The organism is Paenibacillus sp. ACRSA (genome assembly GCF_022346845.1).
In the GTDB taxonomy this organism is placed as follows: domain Bacteria; phylum Bacillota; class Bacilli; order Paenibacillales; family Paenibacillaceae; genus Paenibacillus.
On the sequence record NZ_JAKRNP010000001.1, the window covers coordinates 250838 to 269961 of the forward strand.

The window sequence follows — 19124 nt, forward strand, 5'->3', positions numbered from 1 at the left end:
AGAGCGTACTAACTTATGTTCGTCTGATCTTCTGTTGCTGGAAAAAGCGCGCCTCTCGGCGCGCTCGACTAACGCTTGTTGATTGCTATTAATGAACAACAGGATCAGGTTTATTTGGCAGTAATGCCGTAATCCTTCATCCAATCCTTGATACCCTGCGTACTTCCACCCCAGCCTTCTACATACTCTGACAGCTCGGAAGTAGAAATTTGTTTCTCAGGCAATGCTTCACGTTGTACATAAACCGGATTGAGTACCACTGCATCCTCAGTCTCGTCACCATTAATCTTCTGATAAGCATAACGAACTTGAACTCGTCCAATGTCAGTTGGATCAACCGCTGCAGATGCAACCCATGGATTTTTAGGATCTTGGATCATTTGTAAATCTTCATCACTCATATCGATACCATAAACTTTAATTTCATCACGACCAGCTTGTTGAATTGCACGTGCTGCACCTTTAGCAAATTCATCCCATGCTGTCCACACTGCAGTGATTTCACCTTTTGGATATTGCTTCAGAATTGCTTCCATTTTTGCTTGAGTATCAAGTGCTGGATTTTGAGCAGAGCCAAATGTTGCAATTTCTTTAATATCAGGATTTTCACTCATAAACTTAGCGTATGACACCTGACGTCGTTCCATCGGTGCAAATCCAGCTACCCATACTTTAACAATATTACCTTGACCATTAATGTCTTTTTTCATTTGTTCTAAGGTAAGCTCCGCCATCTTTTGATCATCCTGAGACAGCACTGTAGCACCCGGAACGCTGATATCCGCATCAAATACAACAACTGGAATGTTTTGTTCTACAGCCTTTTTGACACCTGGTTCAAGCAATGAATCACCATGATCCGTCAGAATGGCATCAAACTTTTGGTTAATCGCACTATCGAGCAATGATACCATTTTCGCTTTATCGTTATCGGCAACAAACGTCGTCAGCGTGCCGCCGAATTTTTCAATTTCTTCTCGAACACCTTGTACGTATTGTTGTGAGAATGTACCTGTGTTGAATTCCATAATCAGAGCAACCCGTTTACCACTTAGCGGGCCAGTAACTGCCTCAGTCGCAGGCTTGTCCTCCGCGCCAGAAGCTGGTGTCGCTGCTGGCTCTTTTTTAATTCCGCATGCGGACAGTGCCAATGTAAACACGAGCAGTACACTTAACCAAACCCATTTCGTAGCTTTTCTCTTCATCTCTATTCCCCCTAGTCATTCTCTCTCTGTGTGATCTTGATCACAATAGTTGAATATTAATATAACGGCTAATCCCTAGTATGTAAATGGGTTTTAGTAATTTAAAGCTAAAAATCGCTAAGTTTTTTTCAGGAAAGCTAGACTTCCATCCAAATCCACCAGAATCAAGAAAAAAGAACATTAAAAAGACCGCAAGGCATCCCTTGCGGTCTTTGATTTTACAGTATGATGGCGATCAATCCGCCTGATCCTTCGTTAATGATTCTTCCGAGCGTTTCCTGCAGCTTATAGCGTGCATTATCCGGCATCATAGCGATCTTGCCCTGAATGCCTTCTCTCACGATGGAGTGCAAGGAACGTCCGAACATATCTGAATCCCATACCTTGATCGGATCATTTTCGAAGTCCTGCATCAGGTATCTCACCAGTTCCTCGCTCTGTTTCTCCGTACCGATAATAGGTGCGAATTCAGACTCCACATCGACTCTAATCATGTGGATGGAAGGTGCGGTTGCCTTTAAGCGAACTCCGAATTTAGTCCCTTGACGAATCAGTTCAGGTTCATCCAGCGCCATCTCAGCCAGAGAAGGTGCCGCAATGCCGTAGCCGGTCGTTTTGACCATCTCCAGTGCTTCAGCGAAGCGATCATACTCTCTTTTGGCATGAGAGAATTCTTGCATCAGTTGTAACAGATGATCTTTGCCTCGAATCTCGATCCCCACAACTTCCACGAGGATCTGATCATATAACTCATCCGGTGCATACAGATCAATCTCAGCTACACCCTGACCCATATTCATTCCGCTCAGTCCAGCACGGTCAATGAATTCATATTCCATGAACTGGGCTACCACTCGATCCACATCGCGCAATCGACGAATATCCTTCACAGTGTCACGGACAGAATTTTCATAGTTGCTACGCAACCAGTGTGTATCATTCAGCACCATAACCCAGCTCGGTAAATTCACATTCACCTCATGTACTGGGAACTCATACAATACTTCACGAAGAACACCTGTCACATCGTCTTCCGTCATTGTCGCTGCACTCAGCGTCATCACTGGAATGTCGTATTTCGCGGCAAGCTCGTTACGCAATTGAAGTGCCTCTTCACTGCGCGGACGAGTAGAGTTGATGACGAGCACAAACGGCTTACCCACTTCCTTCAGTTCAGCAATAACACGCTCTTCGGACTCTACATAGGAACTCCGTGCAATCTCAGCGATTGTACCATCTGTTGTAACAACAACGCCCAGTGTAGAATGTTCCTGAATGACTTTTCGTGTGCCAATCTCTGCCGCTTCCTGGAACGGAATTGGCTCATCGAACCAAGGTGTAGAGATCATACGTGGGCCATTCTCATCCTCGTATCCCTTAGCACCCTCTACAGCGTAACCTACACAGTCCACAAGACGTACATTGACATCCAATCCCTCGGCGACTTTAATCTGAACTGCGTTATTAGGTACAAATTTCGGCTCGGTGGTCATGATCGTTTTACCTGCTGCACTCTGTGGAAGTTCATCCACTGCACGGGCACGATCAGCCTCACTTGCGATGTTAGGCAGTACGATTGTTTCCATGAATCGTTTAATAAATGTTGATTTCCCCGTCCGGACTGCGCCGACAACCCCGAGATAGATATCCCCTCCGGTCCGCTCAGCAATGTCCTTAAAAATGTCTACTTTCTCCAATGAAATCCCCTCCCTAAATTACTCCGAAGGAAAAATGCTAAAGAGCATCCGCTTCGTTTTTTCAATCAGAAGACTGAAATCCCTGCAACGGTAGAGCCGCCTTTGTGAGTGCCCGGAAGTCGTCCGCCGCCGAACGTTGCATTCTGATGAAACCGGCGAAAGCGGCGTTAACTCGTACATGCAATTGGACTAGTATCATCTTATGTATCCGTATGCAGCATTATGACGCGTATTTTTGTTTTTTTCTTAAGGTTTTTGTCCTCAGAAAATTGCCCAGCTCCCGGACTGCGCGTCTTTATTACAATCTACCTTATGAGCGCTGTGCAATATTTATGACGCTTCGTTTTTATTGGATTCTTTGAATTTCATTGGAGACGCCTAACAGTCAAGGAACCCGGCCTTATTCGAACCAACGTATACCAAAAAGGAGATATTCCTTGGATCGGAACTCTCCCTTTTAGGTGAAACTTATCTCATATAGATTATAATGAATTACTTTTTGCTACAGGAGCATTGCTCTCCCAAACATAAGTGACTGATTTTACAGGGACAAAATACGAGTGTTCCAACAGATAGTCCCTTACGTCCGTCGTTTCTGTAGGTGATTCTTCTGATTTCTCCACAGCCTGCATAATGTCAAAAGCATAATCCACATATACATTGCCTACCTCATCCACCATAAAGGGCAGCTCTTGCCCCGAATACACACTGTTCAGTGTTACCTCAGGTGCCCCAGCAACAGCAGCTTCTTTCATATTTACAACATGCAGACCAGGATATAACTCTTCTCCTAGAGGTAACTTGCCATTATGTACGGACTTATACTGGTTAACCATTCGTTGTACATCATTAACCTTCTGCACAGTCTGCAGATCCATAACTTTGATCGTAGGCTCTACCTCTTCATTTTGAATTAGGAAGTAAGCGCTACCACCATTCTCAAAAGCCGTTAACGGTATTTCATCGATGTACCCCTGCTGCTTCAGCTTAGCCAGATCAACTCTGAACTTTTCGAATTTGGGCGTTTCCTCATCGGCATTAAGGATAGGTAATATTCCCTGATCTTGCTGAAAGGCTTCCACTGCAAGCTGTATTCGGCTAACACTTTCCCGATAAGCGACTTTGGGATCTGCTCCACTTTGAGATTGATACATACAGCCACTACCCACAAAAGCAAATAACAGAAATAAGAATAAAATGTTAATGTGCTGACTTCTTCTACTCCACTGCGTATTAGACGAGTTCTTGATCATCCGTATCCTCCTTGGATCTCATGAAGTACAACGTAATTAACCAAAAAAATTGTTAAACTTGCTGGCTACTAGAATAAGTTTAGAACCAGTCATCATCTTCCTGCTGCTGACGCTCCAGCTGTTTGCGAATCGCGGCTTTGAGAGGATCTTCAGGCACGTGAACAGACACTGAAGCCCCGACCTTGGCTTGGCAGGCCAGTCTCGTTCCTTGTTCCAATAACTGCCCCAGTTTACGTTTCTCTGCATCGGTCGGAGGGTACAACGCATGGGCATACGCTTCATCGACTCTCACCTTACACATCAGGCAAGCCGCCTTCCCATCACAACGCGTCGTTATTTTTACGCCTGCACGACGTGCGGCATTCAGTAAGGTTACGCCTGCTTTCAAACGAATGCTCTTCTGATCAGGCAAAAATGTAATGATCTGCTCCATGTGCTCCCTCCTTTCTATTACGCATTCCAATCAAACCCGATAAGTTCACTAACTTCGGATCGAAAACGACTTGTCCACACATTTTGCTCACTAAGTTGAAGCATGAGGGATTGGTGTTCATGTGGCTGCTTCCGAATCTGCTTCGCAATTGCTTCATACCGATCCGCGCGTCCCCTCAATACGTTGAATAACAATTCATGAGCTAGCGGCATTAGTTTGACTGTGAATGCACCCATCTGTACACAGGGCGCATGTGCAGCGAGTAAACGATCAATTTCTACCCGATACCAGCTCTTTCTTGCCCATATCTCAAAACCACCGACCAGTTCCAACGCACACTCTCCCACCTGGTAATGGCTAAGTAAGGAAGCGTACGGACCTGTCTTATCGATCTGTGGTTCATCCAGAATTGTTCCAGGTACAGTTCTATGTAACATTTTGGCCGCAGCAATATCCGCATAAATATCAATGTCTCTTGGCGCCTGTTGCAATTCTACCTCTTGCAATAGCAGCCCACAACTCCCGCCAAGCAGCCATGTGAATGGTTCATTACTCCAGCCCTTCGCGATTTCCAGCAGAGCAGCATGTAATTCCGGATAATCCGCTGTTCGTTCCCCCGTTTTATTCAGCTCCATCCGGGCTCACCTTCTTTCATCCGTGTTCATTGTGTCAGTTCTTATGATGTGCTTATTCGGATGTTATCCCTCAGGCTCTGGATAGGCTCAGGTTAGAGATGCAATTCCGCCGAAAAAGCCAATTAACATAATCAGAAATGCAATAAGGGACAATACCCCGCGTATAATACCTTTCGTTTTGGCACGAGCAAACGTAATCAGGAATACAGATAAACCCATAATCAGAATCGCAACCAATGACAGCCACATCTTGTCCATTGCGCTCATAATCCAACAGTCTCCCCTTCAGTCCGTTAATTCATCACTGACACCGTGACAATTGCAATTATTATAACACGAAATTCAACGGTTTTTTCCAAAAAAAAGACAAAAAGCAAGCTGGCAGAAGCCAGCTCACTTTCTCATCTTATTCATCCACTGCCTATGCAGGCACGATCTATTATTTTTTCATCATCATTTTCATAAGCGATTCCATGCTGTTCGGGTTCAATCCGCTCTTCTTGACCGCACTTACAATATCCTGAACCGTATCTTCCGACACCGGAACTTTCGCCATAGCGGATACCTGTTTAATCAATTGGCGCAACTGAGCTTCGTTCTGCATTGTGGATGGTTTCACTGTACTGGCCAATTTCTTGACAGCACCTTCCGTAATCGTTTTGCCTGTTTTTTTGTTGATCGCTTTCAGTGCATCCTTAGAAATATTGTTACCCATTCGTCTCCCCTCCTCCGGTAATACTCATGTGTATAGTATGAGTGCACCACAGAAAAGGTGAATAAGCTTCAATATCCGTTCAACAAGACACACCGATTAGGAGTGCCATTGCTCCCAAGTTTCAAGTTTCATGACTTCCATCTCCGTTTTGGGATCTCGGCCCATCAGCGCCTCAACCGCATCTCGTGGCAGTCTCTCCTGAAAAAGAACATGATACAATTGATCAGCAATTGGCATCTGCACATTATATTTTTGTGAAATAAAATAAGCAGCCTGTGTAGTACGAATTCCCTCAACCACCATGCCCATTGAGTTCAAAACATCGTCTAATTTCTTACCTTGACCCAGCATAGAGCCTGCTCTCCAGTTTCGACTGTGTTGACTGGTAGCTGTAACGACCAGATCGCCGATCCCTGCCAAACCAGAGAACGTCAGTGGATTCGCACCCATCTCCACACCAATGCGTGTAATTTCAGCAAGACCACGTGTTAATAACGCCGCTTTGGCATTATCACCAAACTGAAGTCCATCGGACATTCCCGCACCTAGTGCAATGATATTTTTGAAGGCTCCTGCCAATTCAACACCAAGCATATCTCGGTTCGTATACACCCGGAAATAGGCATTCATAAACAATCCTTGGGCTGACTCAGCAGCAGTCTTGTCCAGTGATGCGACAACTACTGTTGTTGGGCAACGCTTCACCACTTCTTCCGCATGACTCGGACCTGAGAGGACAACGACTTGTCCTTCTTCACATTCAAGCTCTTCGGAGATAACGGTTGACATCCGTTTCAGACTCTCCGTCTCAAACCCTTTGGTTGCGTGAATAACGAGCATTTCCGGCTTGTAGTGAGCCTTAAGTTGTTGTGCCACCGCTCTCATTGCTGAAGAAGGTGCTACAATGACGATTGCTGATGCCCCTTCAACCGCAGCACCCATATCCGTCGTTGCCTGAATCAGCGGAGATAGTTCTGCACCAGGGAGAAAGCGAGCATTCGTATGCTGCTCATTAATTTCCGCAGCTTGTTCTTCCCCACGTGTCCACATCATTACATTCAACTGATTCGCAGCGAGCACACTGGCAAGAGCAGTTCCCCAACTGCCCGCAACCAGTACAGCAACTTTTTTAGACAACGCGTTTTCCCCCTCCAGGGTTTTTCGATCCCAATTTATTTTCCTGTCCTTTGGCGAGCTTCGCAATATTGGTACGATGTCTCCAGAATGCAAACAGACAAATAATCAGACTTCCCCAGAAGATGGTCATTGAATATCCGGGTAAAACAAGAATAAAGATAGGTGTCAATGCAACAAAGATCAGTGATCCCAATGAAACATACCGTGTCAATACGATGGACAGGATTGCGAAAACTCCGGCGCACAATGCAGGAACAAGAGAGAGTGTGGCAAGTACACCAATCGCCGTTGCAATTCCTTTTCCCCCGCGGAAACGGAAGTATAGTGGCCAGTTATGCCCTGCAATAGCTGCTATACCACAGATCGCTGGAATCCATTCCGAACCGCCGCTAAGCCAAACTCCGATCCATACCGCAGCGATCCCTTTGAGCACGTCAAGGAGCAGAACCAGGATAGCTGGCCCTTTCCCCAGAATACGCAATGTATTCGTAGCTCCTGCGTTACCGCTGCCGTGTTGACGGATATCGATCCCCCGAATCGCCTTGGCAAGGAGGACACTAAAGCTGATTGAACCGAGTAGATAACTCAGTACAATCGCTGCGATTTGTAAAATCACAAACTTCTCCCCTAACTTTCGTCGGACTTCTTCCGAGTAAATATACGAATTGGCGTACCTTCAAAGTCGAACGCACCACGGATTTTATTCTCCAGGTACCGTTCATATGAGAAGTGCATCAACTCTGGGTCGTTTACGAAAATAACCATTGTTGGAGGTTTAACTGCTACCTGCGTGACATAGTTAATTCTCATTCTGCGACCTTTATCCGTTGGTGGTGGATTGATCGCAACAGCATCAGATACGACATCATTAAGCAGATGCGTCTGAATACGTAGTGCATGTTGTTGAGCCACATGTTGAACAACCGGTAGCAATTTTTGTAAGCGTTGTTTTGTTTTGGCTGACAAAAAGACCACGGGAGCATACGTCATAAACAAGAAGTGATCCCGAATTTTTTTCTCAAATTCATTCATGGTCTTATCTGTTTTGTCCACAACATCCCATTTGTTCACTACAAACAGTGAAGCTTTGCCTGCTTCAAATGCATAACCTGCAATATGTTTGTCTTGTTCAATAATGCCTTCTTCACCATTAATAACAATCAAAACAACATCGGCACGTTCAATAGCACGCATCGCACGCATAACGCTATACTTCTCAGTCGTTTCGTACACCTTACCACGTTTGCGCATACCTGCTGTATCGATTAATACATAACGCTGACCATCCTTTTCAAACGGGGTATCAATGGCATCACGCGTAGTTCCCGCAACATCACTAACAATAACCCGCTCTTCGCCCAGGATCGCATTCACAAGTGAGGATTTACCTACATTCGGACGGCCGATCAGTGCTACACGAATAACATCATCATCATACGTCTCTTCTTCAAGTTCTGGTAACTTCTCTACGATTGCATCGAGAAGATCACCTACGCCTGTACCATGGCTACCTGAGACCCCAATTGGATCACCGAACCCGAAACCATAGAACTCATAAATCAGTTCGCTGCGCCCGATATTATCCACTTTGTTAACGGCTACAACGATAGGCTTACCTGAGCGGTACAGCATCTCTGCAACTTCTTCATCCGCTTGCGTAATACCCGCTTTGGCATCACACATAAATACAATAACATCCGCTTCTTCAATCGCAAGTTCTGCCTGCATGCGGATGGATTTCATAATAACGTCCTCGCCATCAATCTCGATACCACCTGTATCGATAATACTGAATGCTTTGCCGTTCCATTCACCGATTCCATAAATCCGATCTCGGGTAATGCCCGGCTTGTCTTCCACAATGGCCAGCCTGTCGCCGATAATCCGATTAAATATAGTGGATTTACCCACGTTCGGTCGTCCGACAATTGCCACAACGGGTCTTGCCATACATTCCACTCCTCCTGTCCATACTTTACGATACTCATCATAGCAAAAAACACTTGTCTTGGCTAACCTTTCGTACCGTTATCCTCGTAATAACAACAATCGGCGAACCCGCCTGGGGCTCGCCGATCTTGCTTTTATTGTTCAGCAAAATATGCAGTATATAACTAAGAACCATGCACAGATAACTTATTTGAATTTGCTGAGTTTGTCTCCAAACAGTTCGCCTAGCGTAGTGCTCATACCTTGATTGCTCAAGGAAACGTTAGGGTTGTTGATTTCTTCACGTGGAGCATTGTTTCTAGCAGGTCTTTCTGCTTTAGGTGCTTGGGCTGGAGCTTCTTCTGTTTCTTTGATGCTCAAGCTTACACGTTGTTCAGAAGGGTTCATGTCCAAGATTTTAACTTGAACTTCTTGACCTTCTTTCAACACTTCATGTGGAGTGCCGATGTGTTTGTGGGAGATTTGTGAGATGTGCACAAGTCCCTCAACGCCAGGAGCGATCTCAACGAATGCCCCGAAGTCAACCAGACGTTTTACAACACCTGTTACGATATCGCTAGCATTGAATTTGTCGCCAGCTGTTTCCCAAGGACCTGGTTGAACAGCTTTCATGCTCAGGCTGATTTTACCTTTTTCAGGATCAACTTTGAGCACTTTCACGTTAACTTTGTCACCTTCGGACAGAATGTCAGATGGTTTTTCAACGTGAGTCCATGCAAGCTCGGATACGTGAACCAAGCCATCAACTCCGCCTACATCAACAAATGCACCGAATTGTGTCAAGCGTTGAACTGTACCTTCGATAACTTGACCTTCTTGCAAACCAGCCATAACTTCGACTTTGTTTGCTTCGAATTCTTGCTCCAATACGTCTTTTTGGGAAAGGATCACTTTATTGTTCTCACGATCGATCTCTTTCACTTTAACACGCAGTGTGCGGCCTTTGTAGTCGCTGAAGTCTTCAACGAAATGGCGCTCAACCATGGATGCTGGAATGAATCCACGCACGCCCACGTCTGCAACCAAACCGCCTTTAACTACATCAGCTACAACAACTTCAAATACGTCTTGGTCTTCAAAATGCTTTTGCAATTGATCCCAAGCGTTTTCGCTGTCGATTGCACGCTTAGACAGAACGAGTTTTTCTTTCTCGTCGTCAATAGTGAGGACTTTTGCCTCAACTTCTTGCCCAACTTCAACTGCATCAGACGCGCTGTCTACATGCAAAGAGGACAATTCACGAATTGGAATAACACCGTCATATTTATATCCAATGCTTACATAAGCTTGGTTATCTTCCAATTTGACGATGGTTCCTTTTACGGTATCTCCCTTTTTCAAGGAAACGAATTGATCCAACTCATCTTGGGTTGCTTCTTGATTTTTAATTTCTTCCGACATGTCAAATACCCTCCTCAATTCAAAAACCCCATTATATTCAAACCTGCCTATAGCAGAGTTCAAAACACTTTCAGTACTAGATGCTTCTATAGCTTCCCACAGGTAAAATGGAAACATACACCCAGCAATTCAGGTCATAACCTTATTTACTCGGTACGCCTGTTTTAACCATTTCATTGATTTTGGACATGATTTTCTCAGTTGCTCTTTCGAGTGCATCACCCGAAGGGTCTTCCTTGAACTCGTCCAAATTCACAGGTGCACCATACACCACTTTCATCTTACGAAAAAGCTTGTAGTTGCCGATAATAGCAGTAGGGATTACAGTAGCACCACTTCGAAGAGCAAAGCTCGCTGCACCTTTTTTACCAATTCCACCATCATTGTGGCGACTTCCCGAAGGGAAAATCCCTAGCACTTCACCACCACGCAAAATATTGAGTGAGGTTTTGATGGATTCCTTGCTTACGCCTCCCCGCTTAACAGGAAAGGCTCCTACAGCCTTGATAATACGGCCGAAGACGGGAACATCAAACAATTCGCTTTTGGCCATGAAACGAACCTGACGACGAATCTTAATTCCCACCGTTGGCGGATCAAAATTACTGATATGATTGGAACATAAAAGTACGCCGCCTTCATTCGGGATATTCTCCCGACCAACTGCTTCAAGACGGAAAAGAATGGTGTAGATGATCCGCAGTAAAGTGCTGCAAAATGTGTAAATCATAGACCGATCTCTCCTCTGACCATTGTGCAATAAGATACGATTTTGTCAACCACTTCATGGATGCTCATCTCAGTTGTGTCAAGAACAGTGGCGTCCTCTGCACACCGAAGTGGGGAAATCTCCCTCTCTTCATCCAATTTGTCACGGGTGGCAATGTCTCGCTCTAGTTGCTCCAACGTCAGTCCTTCAGAGGGATCCAGTTCTTTGAAGCGGCGAAGTGCACGCTCTTCCACACTGGCAGTCATGAAGATTTTCACTTCCGCATCGGGCAGTACTGTCGTTCCGATATCGCGTCCATCCATAACGACGCCCTTGCGCAAAGCCATTTGCCGCTGAGTATCCACTAATTGTGTACGCAGCCCCTCGATTTGCGCATATCGTGACACGATTCCCGTTACTTCACGGGAGCGGATTTCCGAGGTTACATCTTCCCCATTACAGAACACTTTCTGTCCGTCGGGATCCGGTTGTAATTCAATGACCAGCTTCTGGGCTTCCTGAAGCACCTCTGTGACATGCTCCGGCTTTATTTCATTCCGAATCATGTGAAGAGTTACCGCACGGTACATCGCGCCAGTGTCAACGTAAATGTACGCGAGCGCCTCTGCAACTAATCGAGCCACCGTGCTTTTCCCGGCACCGGCAGGACCGTCAATTGCGACGTTCATCTTCCCGTTCTCTGATGTGTTCTGGCTTGCCAACGGGGCATTCCTCCTCAAACGTTAAGCCTCAATAAAAAAACAGGCATTGCCTGCATCGTGAAAATTATACCACACTATAAAGAGGGATGCAAAAACAGGCAAATCAATAATTTTGTTTCCATGTCGAGATTTGGTTCTGAATCGGCGTTCCTTCCATGTGATCGATTATCGTCATTTTATTTCTCAAATACGGAATTTGCAGAAGCAATTGATATAAGATTAGCAGCAAACAAAGAACCGCAATCAGTTTGAGAAATCGTTTTTCCATACGATGAGACCACACATAATAGAGGCGTTCGTATCGAAGAGAATTCCGGTGGTTATCCATAACGCACTCCTCTGTTTTTCCATTACGTTACCCACCGCAATCCGTATTTATCCAACATTACAACTATTTATTTGGTGCGATAATCGAGTTGGCGCTCGAAACAAAATTTAATGATCTTCTGCCGCTCAGAATCCGTGATTTGCACAAACTTCAACATACAGAGCTGTCTACCTGTCTCTAATTCTTTGATTCGCACAACCTCTGCCTCAAAAGCGACATGTTCGATTGCAGAGTTGCGATAAGGAACGAGTAACCAACAATTCAACTTTTGTCCTTCAACCAGCGAGAAATTAGGTTCCCCGTAGATGGATAACCCCCCACCACCAATATCCTCAGTCAGAGCTACTGCTCTCGTCAGATCCTCAATTTGAATAGCTAACTCAAGATTTGCGTGAACACGTAAGAAGCTTCGGCGCTGAATTTTGGAAATTTCATCTGGTAACGGTTTGCGAATACGAACAAGTCGAACGATATCTTCTTCAAAACCAGTAACATACGTATTAAAATAATGCCGGACGCCATCTTCAGTAATATAATAAATCGATAATTCCTCACCAAAAAAGAGTCTTTTCAGTCTGCTGCTTCCTTGCTGCATCGGAACTTCAATCAGAAAACTGTTATCTTCCACATCAGCAATACGGGATTTGTATTCTTTGATCGCTTCTTTTTCATCTGCTGAGGCTATTTGAATGAATAAGATTTCGTTTATTTTGGGATACACGATTGCTCACCGTCACTTTATGTATTGTCTTCATATGTACAAGGACCATTATACCATGACCTTTATCATAGTGAATAACAAAATAAAAGAACAGACCGTCTTGCGATCTGTTCTTTCTGTTACTAAAAATTAGGTGAGGCTCTTAAGTGTGAATATCCTACGAAGTCGCATTCACCGGTTTAATTTCCTCAACAGCTTCTTCCATGCCTGTGTCCGCATTAATGTAAATTCGGTATCGGGTTCCATTGATCCGTCCACCGAATTCGTAACACAGCACTTCCTTACTGAATTCATTCTCAATAAGTGATTTACGGACATAACTCTCTTCAAAATCAGGATTCAATTTCTTCCGAGCTTGCTCAGCTGTAAGACGCGCTTTTGGAATGTTGCGTTGATCTTTATGTTCGTTGACAAAGTCACTTGCTTGAAAACCTGTTACTTCACCTGTATCCAAGCCAGCACGAACAGAAATTTTCTCAGGATAAATCAAGGTATCGCCTTGCTTGCGCACATAGGTCAGGTTAGCCAAGTTCCCATACTCATCGTAGTTGACAGCTTTCATATCTTTATACCCTTTGTCGGACAAAAATTGATCCGCTTTAGCCATAACCTCATTACGTGAAACTTTCTTTGTTCCAATCTGACGTGTGTCGCTATACGAGATCAGCATTCCACCATTACGTGTGAAATCCATCATGAGTTTACTGTCATTCGCCTGTCCGACAGACGCAGTAAATGATTCCCATTCTGTACCCTTGCCATTCTCTTGTACTTGGATATTACCCACCGATTGATTGGAGAATTTAGCAGCTTTATTCTGAATCTGTTCTTTGGTCATCGGAATACCATCTAGTTTCTTGACTGTTCGCTTGGTGTACATACTAGAAACCGACGGCCCCCAGTCCAATTCAGGATACTGTTGTACCTTTTGGTTAACAGACCGGAATCCATCTACAATGGTATTGTCATTGACTTTACCTTGGGCTGCCATAGCTGTTTCTGCATCCATCCACCGCAGACGATCCGATAGAACTTTTTGCTGCACTTCTTTTAAGTTCTTCGTAATCTCAGATGAATTTTGGTACAGCTGCTTCAGGTTGCCCAGTTCTTTTTCACTCAGAGGTTCATTCGTTAGATCTCGCATCGATGCCTTATAGGCAAAGTTAGAGATTCGCGAAAGAAAATCATCAGTTTCATGGAAAGGCAGCATGGTCAGAGGCAACTGACTAATCTCATTTTGAGCCTCACTGGTAAGTCGCCACACGTTCATCAGACCTTTACGATGCATTCCAAGTGAGCTTGTGTGAACAGCAAGGGTATTACCAATCTCGGAATGCAACTTATCCATATGAAAAGATAGATCGTGAAAAGCACGTTGATATTGATTCTCCGCTTTAATTAGAATCGCGTTTTTCTCCTGGTTCTCTTGGTAACCCCAAACGAGAGCACCGATCAACAGGACTGCGACGATCGGAAACATGACTGAACTTAAACGTTTATACATCGGAAGTCTCCTTTCTTCTGAACCGCTATCTATATTGTGGATCGAAGAAAGACCTCTTATGCATCGAATTTCCAGTTCAGTCACATGCCCTAGTAAACACACTCACCTAATTTAATTCACCTAATTTAATTGTACCCATGAGGCTCTTCCTTCTTCTTCAATCTCAAATTGATCCCGATTATCACAAAGACATTGCTTAAATCCCGTTTCAATCCGTCCTCTTTCTTTCTTCCCCCTCAACGTAAAACGCTCCCCACACTGCTTGCATCTAATTTTAATTTTAATCCGCATATAAGCTTAATCCCCGTTTCTGTTAGATTTCCCCGGAGATCTTCTATCTTCATACAAAAAAACACACCGGGGCATTGTGCGCAGCATGCGCTTCATGTCCACCAGTGTGTCCGTATTTCTATAATTTAACCTCTTCCTCTCGCTTCACAAAACGAAATGGAGAACGATTATTGGCTCGTGTAATTTTGCCGATTGCACCATACCACAATCCCGCCATGAGCGGAGCAATAAACCATAGCCAATGATTAACCATCGTGTTCATAATCACATCGTAGAGTGCATGCCAGAAAAACGGTAAGATCAAGGATAACATTAGATACCAACGCTTTTTCTTACCATCAGTAAACTTAGCCCGCCCCATATAGTATCCCATAATCACTGCAAACATCGCATGACCTGAAACAGGGAGCAGTGCACGGAGAAACATCGCTGAGACTGAGGCATTCCCCGCAAAGGCATACAACACATTCTCAACAGTTGCGAATCCGAGCGATACCGCTACTGAATACAATATCCCGTCATAAGGTTCATCAAATTCGGTGTGATTATAAATGATGTGATATATCACAAACCATTTGATAAATTCTTCAACACCACCAGAAATTACGATGGATTCAAGATAAGGATTGTCTCCGAGCCAAATCGTCATGCCACGTTGAATGATCATGATAGGTAACACCATCAAGACACCCATCACGAACACTCTCAATACCATGTGAAGTGGCTCAGAATCATAACGGTCTTTCAGATAAAAGTATGTTAACAAGGCGAGACCCGGAGCTACTGCTGCCGCTAATACCGAGAACAAAAGCACCGAAAATTCCCTCCTCTGACTAAGACGCGATTACAATGATGAACTTAATCTTGACGTTTGAAATGTGTACAGATAACCTCAATGGCTTGTTCAGGAATGATCACTTTCCCGTACTCTTCCATCACTGCCGGTGTAACGGATGATCCCTCACCAAATTCAGCGAGCAATGCGATCAATGCTGCATGTTTGGTGGAATCAACATCATCGGGCTCCAAGTGTAGGAACCATTTGTTTTTATATGAATACAGTGTTCCGGCGTTAGTGACATGTTGACGCAGCATATGCGCTGCTTCAATGAGCACCTCGAAATCTTTGAAGGCGTAAACGATGGTATCACTTTGTTCAAGCGTAACTTCCATCTCATATACTTCCTCAGGAAGATCATCCTCATTGCCTGAGCCATATTGTTGCGGATCATATTTCCCACGGGTAACAATGACAACCATACCTTGAGCGGGAAGTGCGAATACTTCGACAGCAAGTGGACCTGTGGCATCAAACCCAAGTTCGGAATAAGCCTGATCCATCATTTCAGTGAACAGTTCATGAACTTTAGGTATCTCCTGCCACATATCTTCTTTTTGTATTCCGCGCTCGCTCAGATCGTCAAAGGTCAGGAAAATCCGTATCTTATCGTGACTTAATCGTTCTATTTTCATACAGGATCTCCCCTTTATAAGCAAGTCTTATAACAGATTATGAAGCACAAAACAATATGTGCTGAAAATAAATCTATGTAGTTATGTTATCATTTTATACCTGTAAATGCACGAAGTAAAATCGACAAAAAAAAGAATCAATCCACAGCAAATAAAGACTGTGGTTGATTCTAAACAGAAGTTTTGGTTTATAAACCCGGTACAGTTGTGTGTGTTTGACTCAAAATTTGCTCAACTTCATTTTTCACTTCTGGATTAGAACGAATAAAATCCTTGAGCATTTTCATATTTTCTTCTTTTTCTTGCGGCGTAACCGGTCTTGCTTCTTTCTTTAATGGGCTCTTATGGTTGTCACTATGTGCATTCGGTTTAACATTAAATCCGTCCATGCCTGGAAATGTCATTTCCATCATTTTATGCTTAGCCTGATCCATCATGTTACGTGACGAACCAGAAGACAGCATAGGTACTTTGCCTCTGGCGATCCATGAGCTTGCAGCAACGCCAATGACGATACCCCAGAAAAAGGATGAAGCCTTCATTACACCAACCTCCTCTAAATGTTAAAATCATAACTATTGTTTGCTGGATGACAGCATCTCATTCCGCATAAATACAGGAAAGTGAGTTGTTACTGATGTTTAGACATACCGCAACATGCTTAATCGCCGCTTGCTTGCTTCTGACAGCTTGTGGCAACGAAACCGAAACGGTTCTTCAAAATCCTAAGGATACGTCTAGCCCAACCGTTGATACGACTGCCAACTCCAATGAAACCGAAGATACAGATCGAGTTAACAATCCTGATAAGTCTAAACCTTCGGAGGCTTCTTCTTCGCAAACTGCCCGTGAAGAAAATTCTGATACCATGCAGAATGCTGACGCAGAATCGACACAAGAAGAAATCCCAAAAATGTATCATATGAATGAAAATTATTTTATTAAGCCCAATGACGATTCTTTGGAGAAAAAAGTGGTCTTGTTGACATTTGACGACGGCCCTAAAGAAGAAGACATGATTAACCAATTAATCGACACGTTGGATAAACATGATGCAAAAGCAATTTTCTTCGTTAATGGTTATCGAGTCCAAAACAATCCGGACTTACTCAAGCTCATCCATGAACGAGGTCAAATCATAGGTAATCACGCATGGGATCATGAAGATCTCAAAAAAATGTCCAATGCCGATGCTGTGAGGCAGGTGGAATCCGTACAAGACATCGTTAAAGAAACGATTGGCATAACGCCTCAATTTTTCCGTCCACCCTTTGGTTCTGGGAATGATGCACTCAAAGCGGTTGTCGATAAAAACGACATGCTCTACATGACTTGGTCTAACGGATCACTTGATTGGGATAAAAGCACGAAGGATCGACCGGATAAAGTGATTCAAAATGTGCTAGATCAACTGAACCCTGGGAGCAACATATTAATGCATGAGCTGCCATGGACGGTTGAAGCTTTAGATGAGCTACTCATAAAACTTAAAGAGAAAGGATACTCCTTTGTAGATCCTCGCTCCATCGAACTGAAAGTACGTTAAATAAACAAAAAAAACAGCCTAACTACAGGCTGTTTTTTTGCTTTTTCTTCATTTCAGACTATGTCTACTACCCCGGCCAAGGTAAGAACGTATGCAGAGGCGGTGCTCCTTTTACTCCCCACCACACTAAACTAGCTGTGAGAAGAACGAAAAGAAGGATAAGCGAATTAACAAAACGTTTGCTTAATCGCAAACGGCGAGAAGGATGAAGCTCCGTACGTGTAGGAAGTGAACCTGCTTCCGATACGCTTTCTTCTTCATTCTGCTTCTGAGATGTTTTGGAGCGTGCTGGGGCACGGCTTGGAAGTACCGGGCTCTCCAGTGATGCTGATAGGGGTTTGCGTTTGGATCTAGGTATGGAGATAGCAGTAATCGGCGCTGCTCCCCCTTGGTCAACGGCTACGGCCGTTTCAGCAAACATGCTCACTTCTGGCGTCAAAGTAGGCTCGGATTTCTCTTTTTGTTCCAAGTTCCGATGACGTTGACTTCCGTATGTTTTCATTCTACTCAATTGCTGGTTCATGATCCCCTCCGAAAACGTATCGCTAATCCGGACACCAAATCAATTATAAAGTGACATAGTATAGGCGCCCACAATGTGCCGGATTGCAAGTATATCCAACCCAATCCATAGCTTGAAACAAACACCCACCCTGTTGGAATCCAATGCCGTAAGTAACGTATGTGGATCACTGCAAATAAAATACTTGTCCAGTAAGGGCCGATTGCATGTTGTATCGCTCCACGAAATAACAATTCTTCGCAAATCGCGACAACGGCTGCAATACATACAATGTGCCAAATAGGTCGATTCTTGAACAACATCTCATTAATGCCGCCATCATCCATGCTTTCCTGAGGAATGACATAAGACAAAATCAGATCCATAACAAGCATAGTCCCTGCAAGACCAAGTCCCCACCAAATAAAATGAAGATTGTCAGGCAATGCAAGCACATCAAGCAAATTTCTCTTCTGCAATAAAATCCACACAATGCCAATAATTAAAGTCAAACCTTGTGTAAAGTATAAATTGATCAGAAGTAAGCGCTCGGTAAGCTGTTGGGGTTCAGCCTTCTGAATCTTAAACTTGGGAAACTTCCATTTTTTCATTGACTGTGTCTATCCTCTTGACTTAAATTTGATGGACAAAAAACCCGATCCAATAGGATCGTATACTAAATGATAGCCAAAAAATCAAATTGGTTCAAGACCTGCCCCAAGTCCCGGTTTAAGAAGCCTATAAACTCATATAAGCTAAAAAGCGAATTTTGAAAATTCATTTCACAAAACAATTAGTAAACAAGCTAAATATATGCCTTAGATAACCACTTCCATAAAAAATCATTCGTGTTTTCCATGATAGGCAAACTGTATCTACACTTTCAAACTAAAACATTTATG

General features: G+C 43.9%; 21 protein-coding genes. 1 reads left to right on the plus strand and 20 read right to left on the minus strand.

All coding sequences use genetic code 11. The features are described 5' to 3' along the window. Window positions 1–110: 110 nt before the first annotated feature. The 18 genes from MH215_RS01165 to MH215_RS01250 all read right to left on the minus strand — a co-directional run bounded on the left by MH215_RS01165 (window position 111) and on the right by MH215_RS01250 (window position 16716). Complete coding sequence (locus tag MH215_RS01165; RefSeq protein ID WP_056696704.1) at window positions 111–1205, minus strand: sugar ABC transporter substrate-binding protein; 1095 nt, start codon at window positions 1203–1205, stop codon at window positions 111–113. Window positions 1206–1423: 218 nt separating this feature from the next. After that, on the minus strand, window positions 1424–2902 hold the full coding sequence (spoIVA, locus tag MH215_RS01170; protein WP_056696702.1) for a stage IV sporulation protein A: 1479 nt from the start codon (window positions 2900–2902) through the stop codon (window positions 1424–1426). Between the two features lie 482 nt (window positions 2903–3384). Further along, window positions 3385–4155 carry a hypothetical protein gene (locus MH215_RS01175; RefSeq protein ID WP_239287144.1) on the minus strand — a complete coding sequence of 257 codons (771 nt, stop codon included), beginning with the start codon at window positions 4153–4155 and terminating at the stop codon, window positions 3385–3387. A gap of 79 nt (window positions 4156–4234) precedes the next feature. Continuing rightward, window positions 4235–4588, minus strand: coding sequence for a 2Fe-2S iron-sulfur cluster-binding protein (locus MH215_RS01180; protein ID WP_239287146.1), 354 nt, complete (start codon window positions 4586–4588; stop codon window positions 4235–4237). Between the two features lie 17 nt (window positions 4589–4605). Further along, on the minus strand, window positions 4606–5223 hold the full coding sequence (locus MH215_RS01185; protein ID WP_239287148.1) for a hypothetical protein: 618 nt from the start codon (window positions 5221–5223) through the stop codon (window positions 4606–4608). Window positions 5224–5310: 87 nt separating this feature from the next. Beyond that, window positions 5311–5490: a DUF2768 family protein gene (locus MH215_RS01190; RefSeq protein WP_056696694.1), complete on the minus strand. Its 180-nt coding sequence runs from the start codon at window positions 5488–5490 to the stop codon at window positions 5311–5313. 172 nt (window positions 5491–5662) lie between these two features. Continuing rightward, window positions 5663–5938, minus strand: coding sequence for a stage VI sporulation protein F (locus MH215_RS01195; protein ID WP_056696692.1), 276 nt, complete (start codon window positions 5936–5938; stop codon window positions 5663–5665). A 96-nt stretch (window positions 5939–6034) separates the two neighbouring features. Next, the gene (locus MH215_RS01200; protein WP_239287150.1) at window positions 6035–7075 is read right to left on the minus strand and encodes an NAD(P)H-dependent glycerol-3-phosphate dehydrogenase; all 1041 of its coding nucleotides are present in this window, start codon (window positions 7073–7075) and stop codon (window positions 6035–6037) included. Next, window positions 7068–7691 carry a glycerol-3-phosphate 1-O-acyltransferase PlsY gene (plsY, locus tag MH215_RS01205; protein WP_056696688.1) on the minus strand — a complete coding sequence of 208 codons (624 nt, stop codon included), beginning with the start codon at window positions 7689–7691 and terminating at the stop codon, window positions 7068–7070. The genes MH215_RS01200 and plsY overlap by 8 nt, the downstream gene beginning before the upstream one ends. An 11-nt stretch (window positions 7692–7702) precedes the next feature. After that, complete coding sequence (gene der / locus MH215_RS01210; protein ID WP_239287152.1) at window positions 7703–9025, minus strand: ribosome biogenesis GTPase Der; 1323 nt, start codon at window positions 9023–9025, stop codon at window positions 7703–7705. Window positions 9026–9211: 186 nt separating this feature from the next. Beyond that, complete coding sequence (gene rpsA, locus MH215_RS01215; protein ID WP_239287154.1) at window positions 9212–10426, minus strand: 30S ribosomal protein S1; 1215 nt, start codon at window positions 10424–10426, stop codon at window positions 9212–9214. A 142-nt stretch (window positions 10427–10568) separates the two neighbouring features. Further along, window positions 10569–11156 carry a lysophospholipid acyltransferase family protein gene (locus MH215_RS01220; protein WP_056696680.1) on the minus strand — a complete coding sequence of 196 codons (588 nt, stop codon included), beginning with the start codon at window positions 11154–11156 and terminating at the stop codon, window positions 10569–10571. Continuing rightward, window positions 11153–11857 (minus strand): (d)CMP kinase, encoded by a 705-nt coding sequence (cmk, locus tag MH215_RS01225; protein WP_056696678.1) that lies wholly within the window; start codon window positions 11855–11857, stop codon window positions 11153–11155. Before cmk ends, MH215_RS01220 begins: the two co-directional genes overlap by 4 nt. A gap of 395 nt (window positions 11858–12252) precedes the next feature. Beyond that, the gene (locus MH215_RS01230; RefSeq protein WP_239287156.1) at window positions 12253–12906 is read right to left on the minus strand and encodes a flagellar brake protein; all 654 of its coding nucleotides are present in this window, start codon (window positions 12904–12906) and stop codon (window positions 12253–12255) included. 157 nt (window positions 12907–13063) lie between these two features. Continuing rightward, window positions 13064–14410 (minus strand): germination protein YpeB, encoded by a 1347-nt coding sequence (gene ypeB, locus MH215_RS01235; protein ID WP_239287158.1) that lies wholly within the window; start codon window positions 14408–14410, stop codon window positions 13064–13066. Window positions 14411–14819: 409 nt separating this feature from the next. Further along, the gene (gene prsW / locus MH215_RS01240; protein WP_056696672.1) at window positions 14820–15515 is read right to left on the minus strand and encodes a glutamic-type intramembrane protease PrsW; all 696 of its coding nucleotides are present in this window, start codon (window positions 15513–15515) and stop codon (window positions 14820–14822) included. Window positions 15516–15559: 44 nt separating this feature from the next. Then, entirely contained in the window at window positions 15560–16174 is a 615-nt protein-coding gene (locus tag MH215_RS01245; protein WP_056696670.1) for a genetic competence negative regulator, read from the minus strand. 188 nt (window positions 16175–16362) lie between these two features. After that, window positions 16363–16716, minus strand: a complete 354-nt coding sequence (locus MH215_RS01250; protein WP_056696669.1) for a hypothetical protein — start codon at window positions 16714–16716, stop codon at window positions 16363–16365. 95 nt (window positions 16717–16811) lie between these two features. On the opposite strand from MH215_RS01250, the gene MH215_RS01255 reads away from it, so the two are divergent. Further along, the gene (locus MH215_RS01255) at window positions 16812–17720 is read left to right on the plus strand and encodes a polysaccharide deacetylase family protein (RefSeq protein WP_239287160.1); all 909 of its coding nucleotides are present in this window, start codon (window positions 16812–16814) and stop codon (window positions 17718–17720) included. Window positions 17721–17787: 67 nt separating this feature from the next. Here MH215_RS01255 and MH215_RS01260 read toward each other — a convergent pair whose 3' ends face one another. Together MH215_RS01260 and MH215_RS01265 are read right to left on the minus strand one after the other, a co-directional pair. Then, window positions 17788–18243 (minus strand): hypothetical protein, encoded by a 456-nt coding sequence (locus tag MH215_RS01260; protein ID WP_056696667.1) that lies wholly within the window; start codon window positions 18241–18243, stop codon window positions 17788–17790. Beyond that, entirely contained in the window at window positions 18240–18833 is a 594-nt protein-coding gene (locus tag MH215_RS01265; protein ID WP_239287162.1) for a type II CAAX endopeptidase family protein, read from the minus strand. Before MH215_RS01265 ends, MH215_RS01260 begins: the two co-directional genes overlap by 4 nt. Between the last annotated feature and the right edge of the window lie 291 nt (window positions 18834–19124).

Excerpts from the sequence above, each read along its gene's own strand:
- MH215_RS01255 (WP_239287160.1), top strand. The coding sequence starts at position 16,812 with ATGTTTAGACATACCGCAACATGCTTAATCGCCGCTTGCTTGCTTCTG.
- MH215_RS01165 (WP_056696704.1), bottom strand. The coding sequence starts at position 1,205 with ATGAAGAGAAAAGCTACGAAATGGGTTTGGTTAAGTGTACTGCTCGTG.
- MH215_RS01265 (WP_239287162.1), bottom strand. The coding sequence starts at position 18,833 with ATGAAAAAATGGAAGTTTCCCAAGTTTAAGATTCAGAAGGCTGAACCC.
- MH215_RS01180 (WP_239287146.1), bottom strand. The coding sequence starts at position 4,588 with ATGGAGCAGATCATTACATTTTTGCCTGATCAGAAGAGCATTCGTTTG.
- MH215_RS01245 (WP_056696670.1), bottom strand. The coding sequence starts at position 16,174 with ATGAAAATAGAACGATTAAGTCACGATAAGATACGGATTTTCCTGACC.
- MH215_RS01250 (WP_056696669.1), bottom strand. The coding sequence starts at position 16,716 with ATGAAGGCTTCATCCTTTTTCTGGGGTATCGTCATTGGCGTTGCTGCA.
- MH215_RS01195 (WP_056696692.1), bottom strand. The coding sequence starts at position 5,938 with ATGGGTAACAATATTTCTAAGGATGCACTGAAAGCGATCAACAAAAAA.
- der (WP_239287152.1), bottom strand. The coding sequence starts at position 9,025 with ATGGCAAGACCCGTTGTGGCAATTGTCGGACGACCGAACGTGGGTAAA.
- rpsA (WP_239287154.1), bottom strand. The coding sequence starts at position 10,426 with ATGTCGGAAGAAATTAAAAATCAAGAAGCAACCCAAGATGAGTTGGAT.
- MH215_RS01260 (WP_056696667.1), bottom strand. The coding sequence starts at position 18,243 with ATGAACCAGCAATTGAGTAGAATGAAAACATACGGAAGTCAACGTCAT.
- MH215_RS01185 (WP_239287148.1), bottom strand. The coding sequence starts at position 5,223 with ATGGAGCTGAATAAAACGGGGGAACGAACAGCGGATTATCCGGAATTA.
- MH215_RS01190 (WP_056696694.1), bottom strand. The coding sequence starts at position 5,490 with ATGAGCGCAATGGACAAGATGTGGCTGTCATTGGTTGCGATTCTGATT.
- ypeB (WP_239287158.1), bottom strand. The coding sequence starts at position 14,410 with ATGTATAAACGTTTAAGTTCAGTCATGTTTCCGATCGTCGCAGTCCTG.
- MH215_RS01220 (WP_056696680.1), bottom strand. The coding sequence starts at position 11,156 with ATGATTTACACATTTTGCAGCACTTTACTGCGGATCATCTACACCATT.
- MH215_RS01175 (WP_239287144.1), bottom strand. The coding sequence starts at position 4,155 with ATGATCAAGAACTCGTCTAATACGCAGTGGAGTAGAAGAAGTCAGCAC.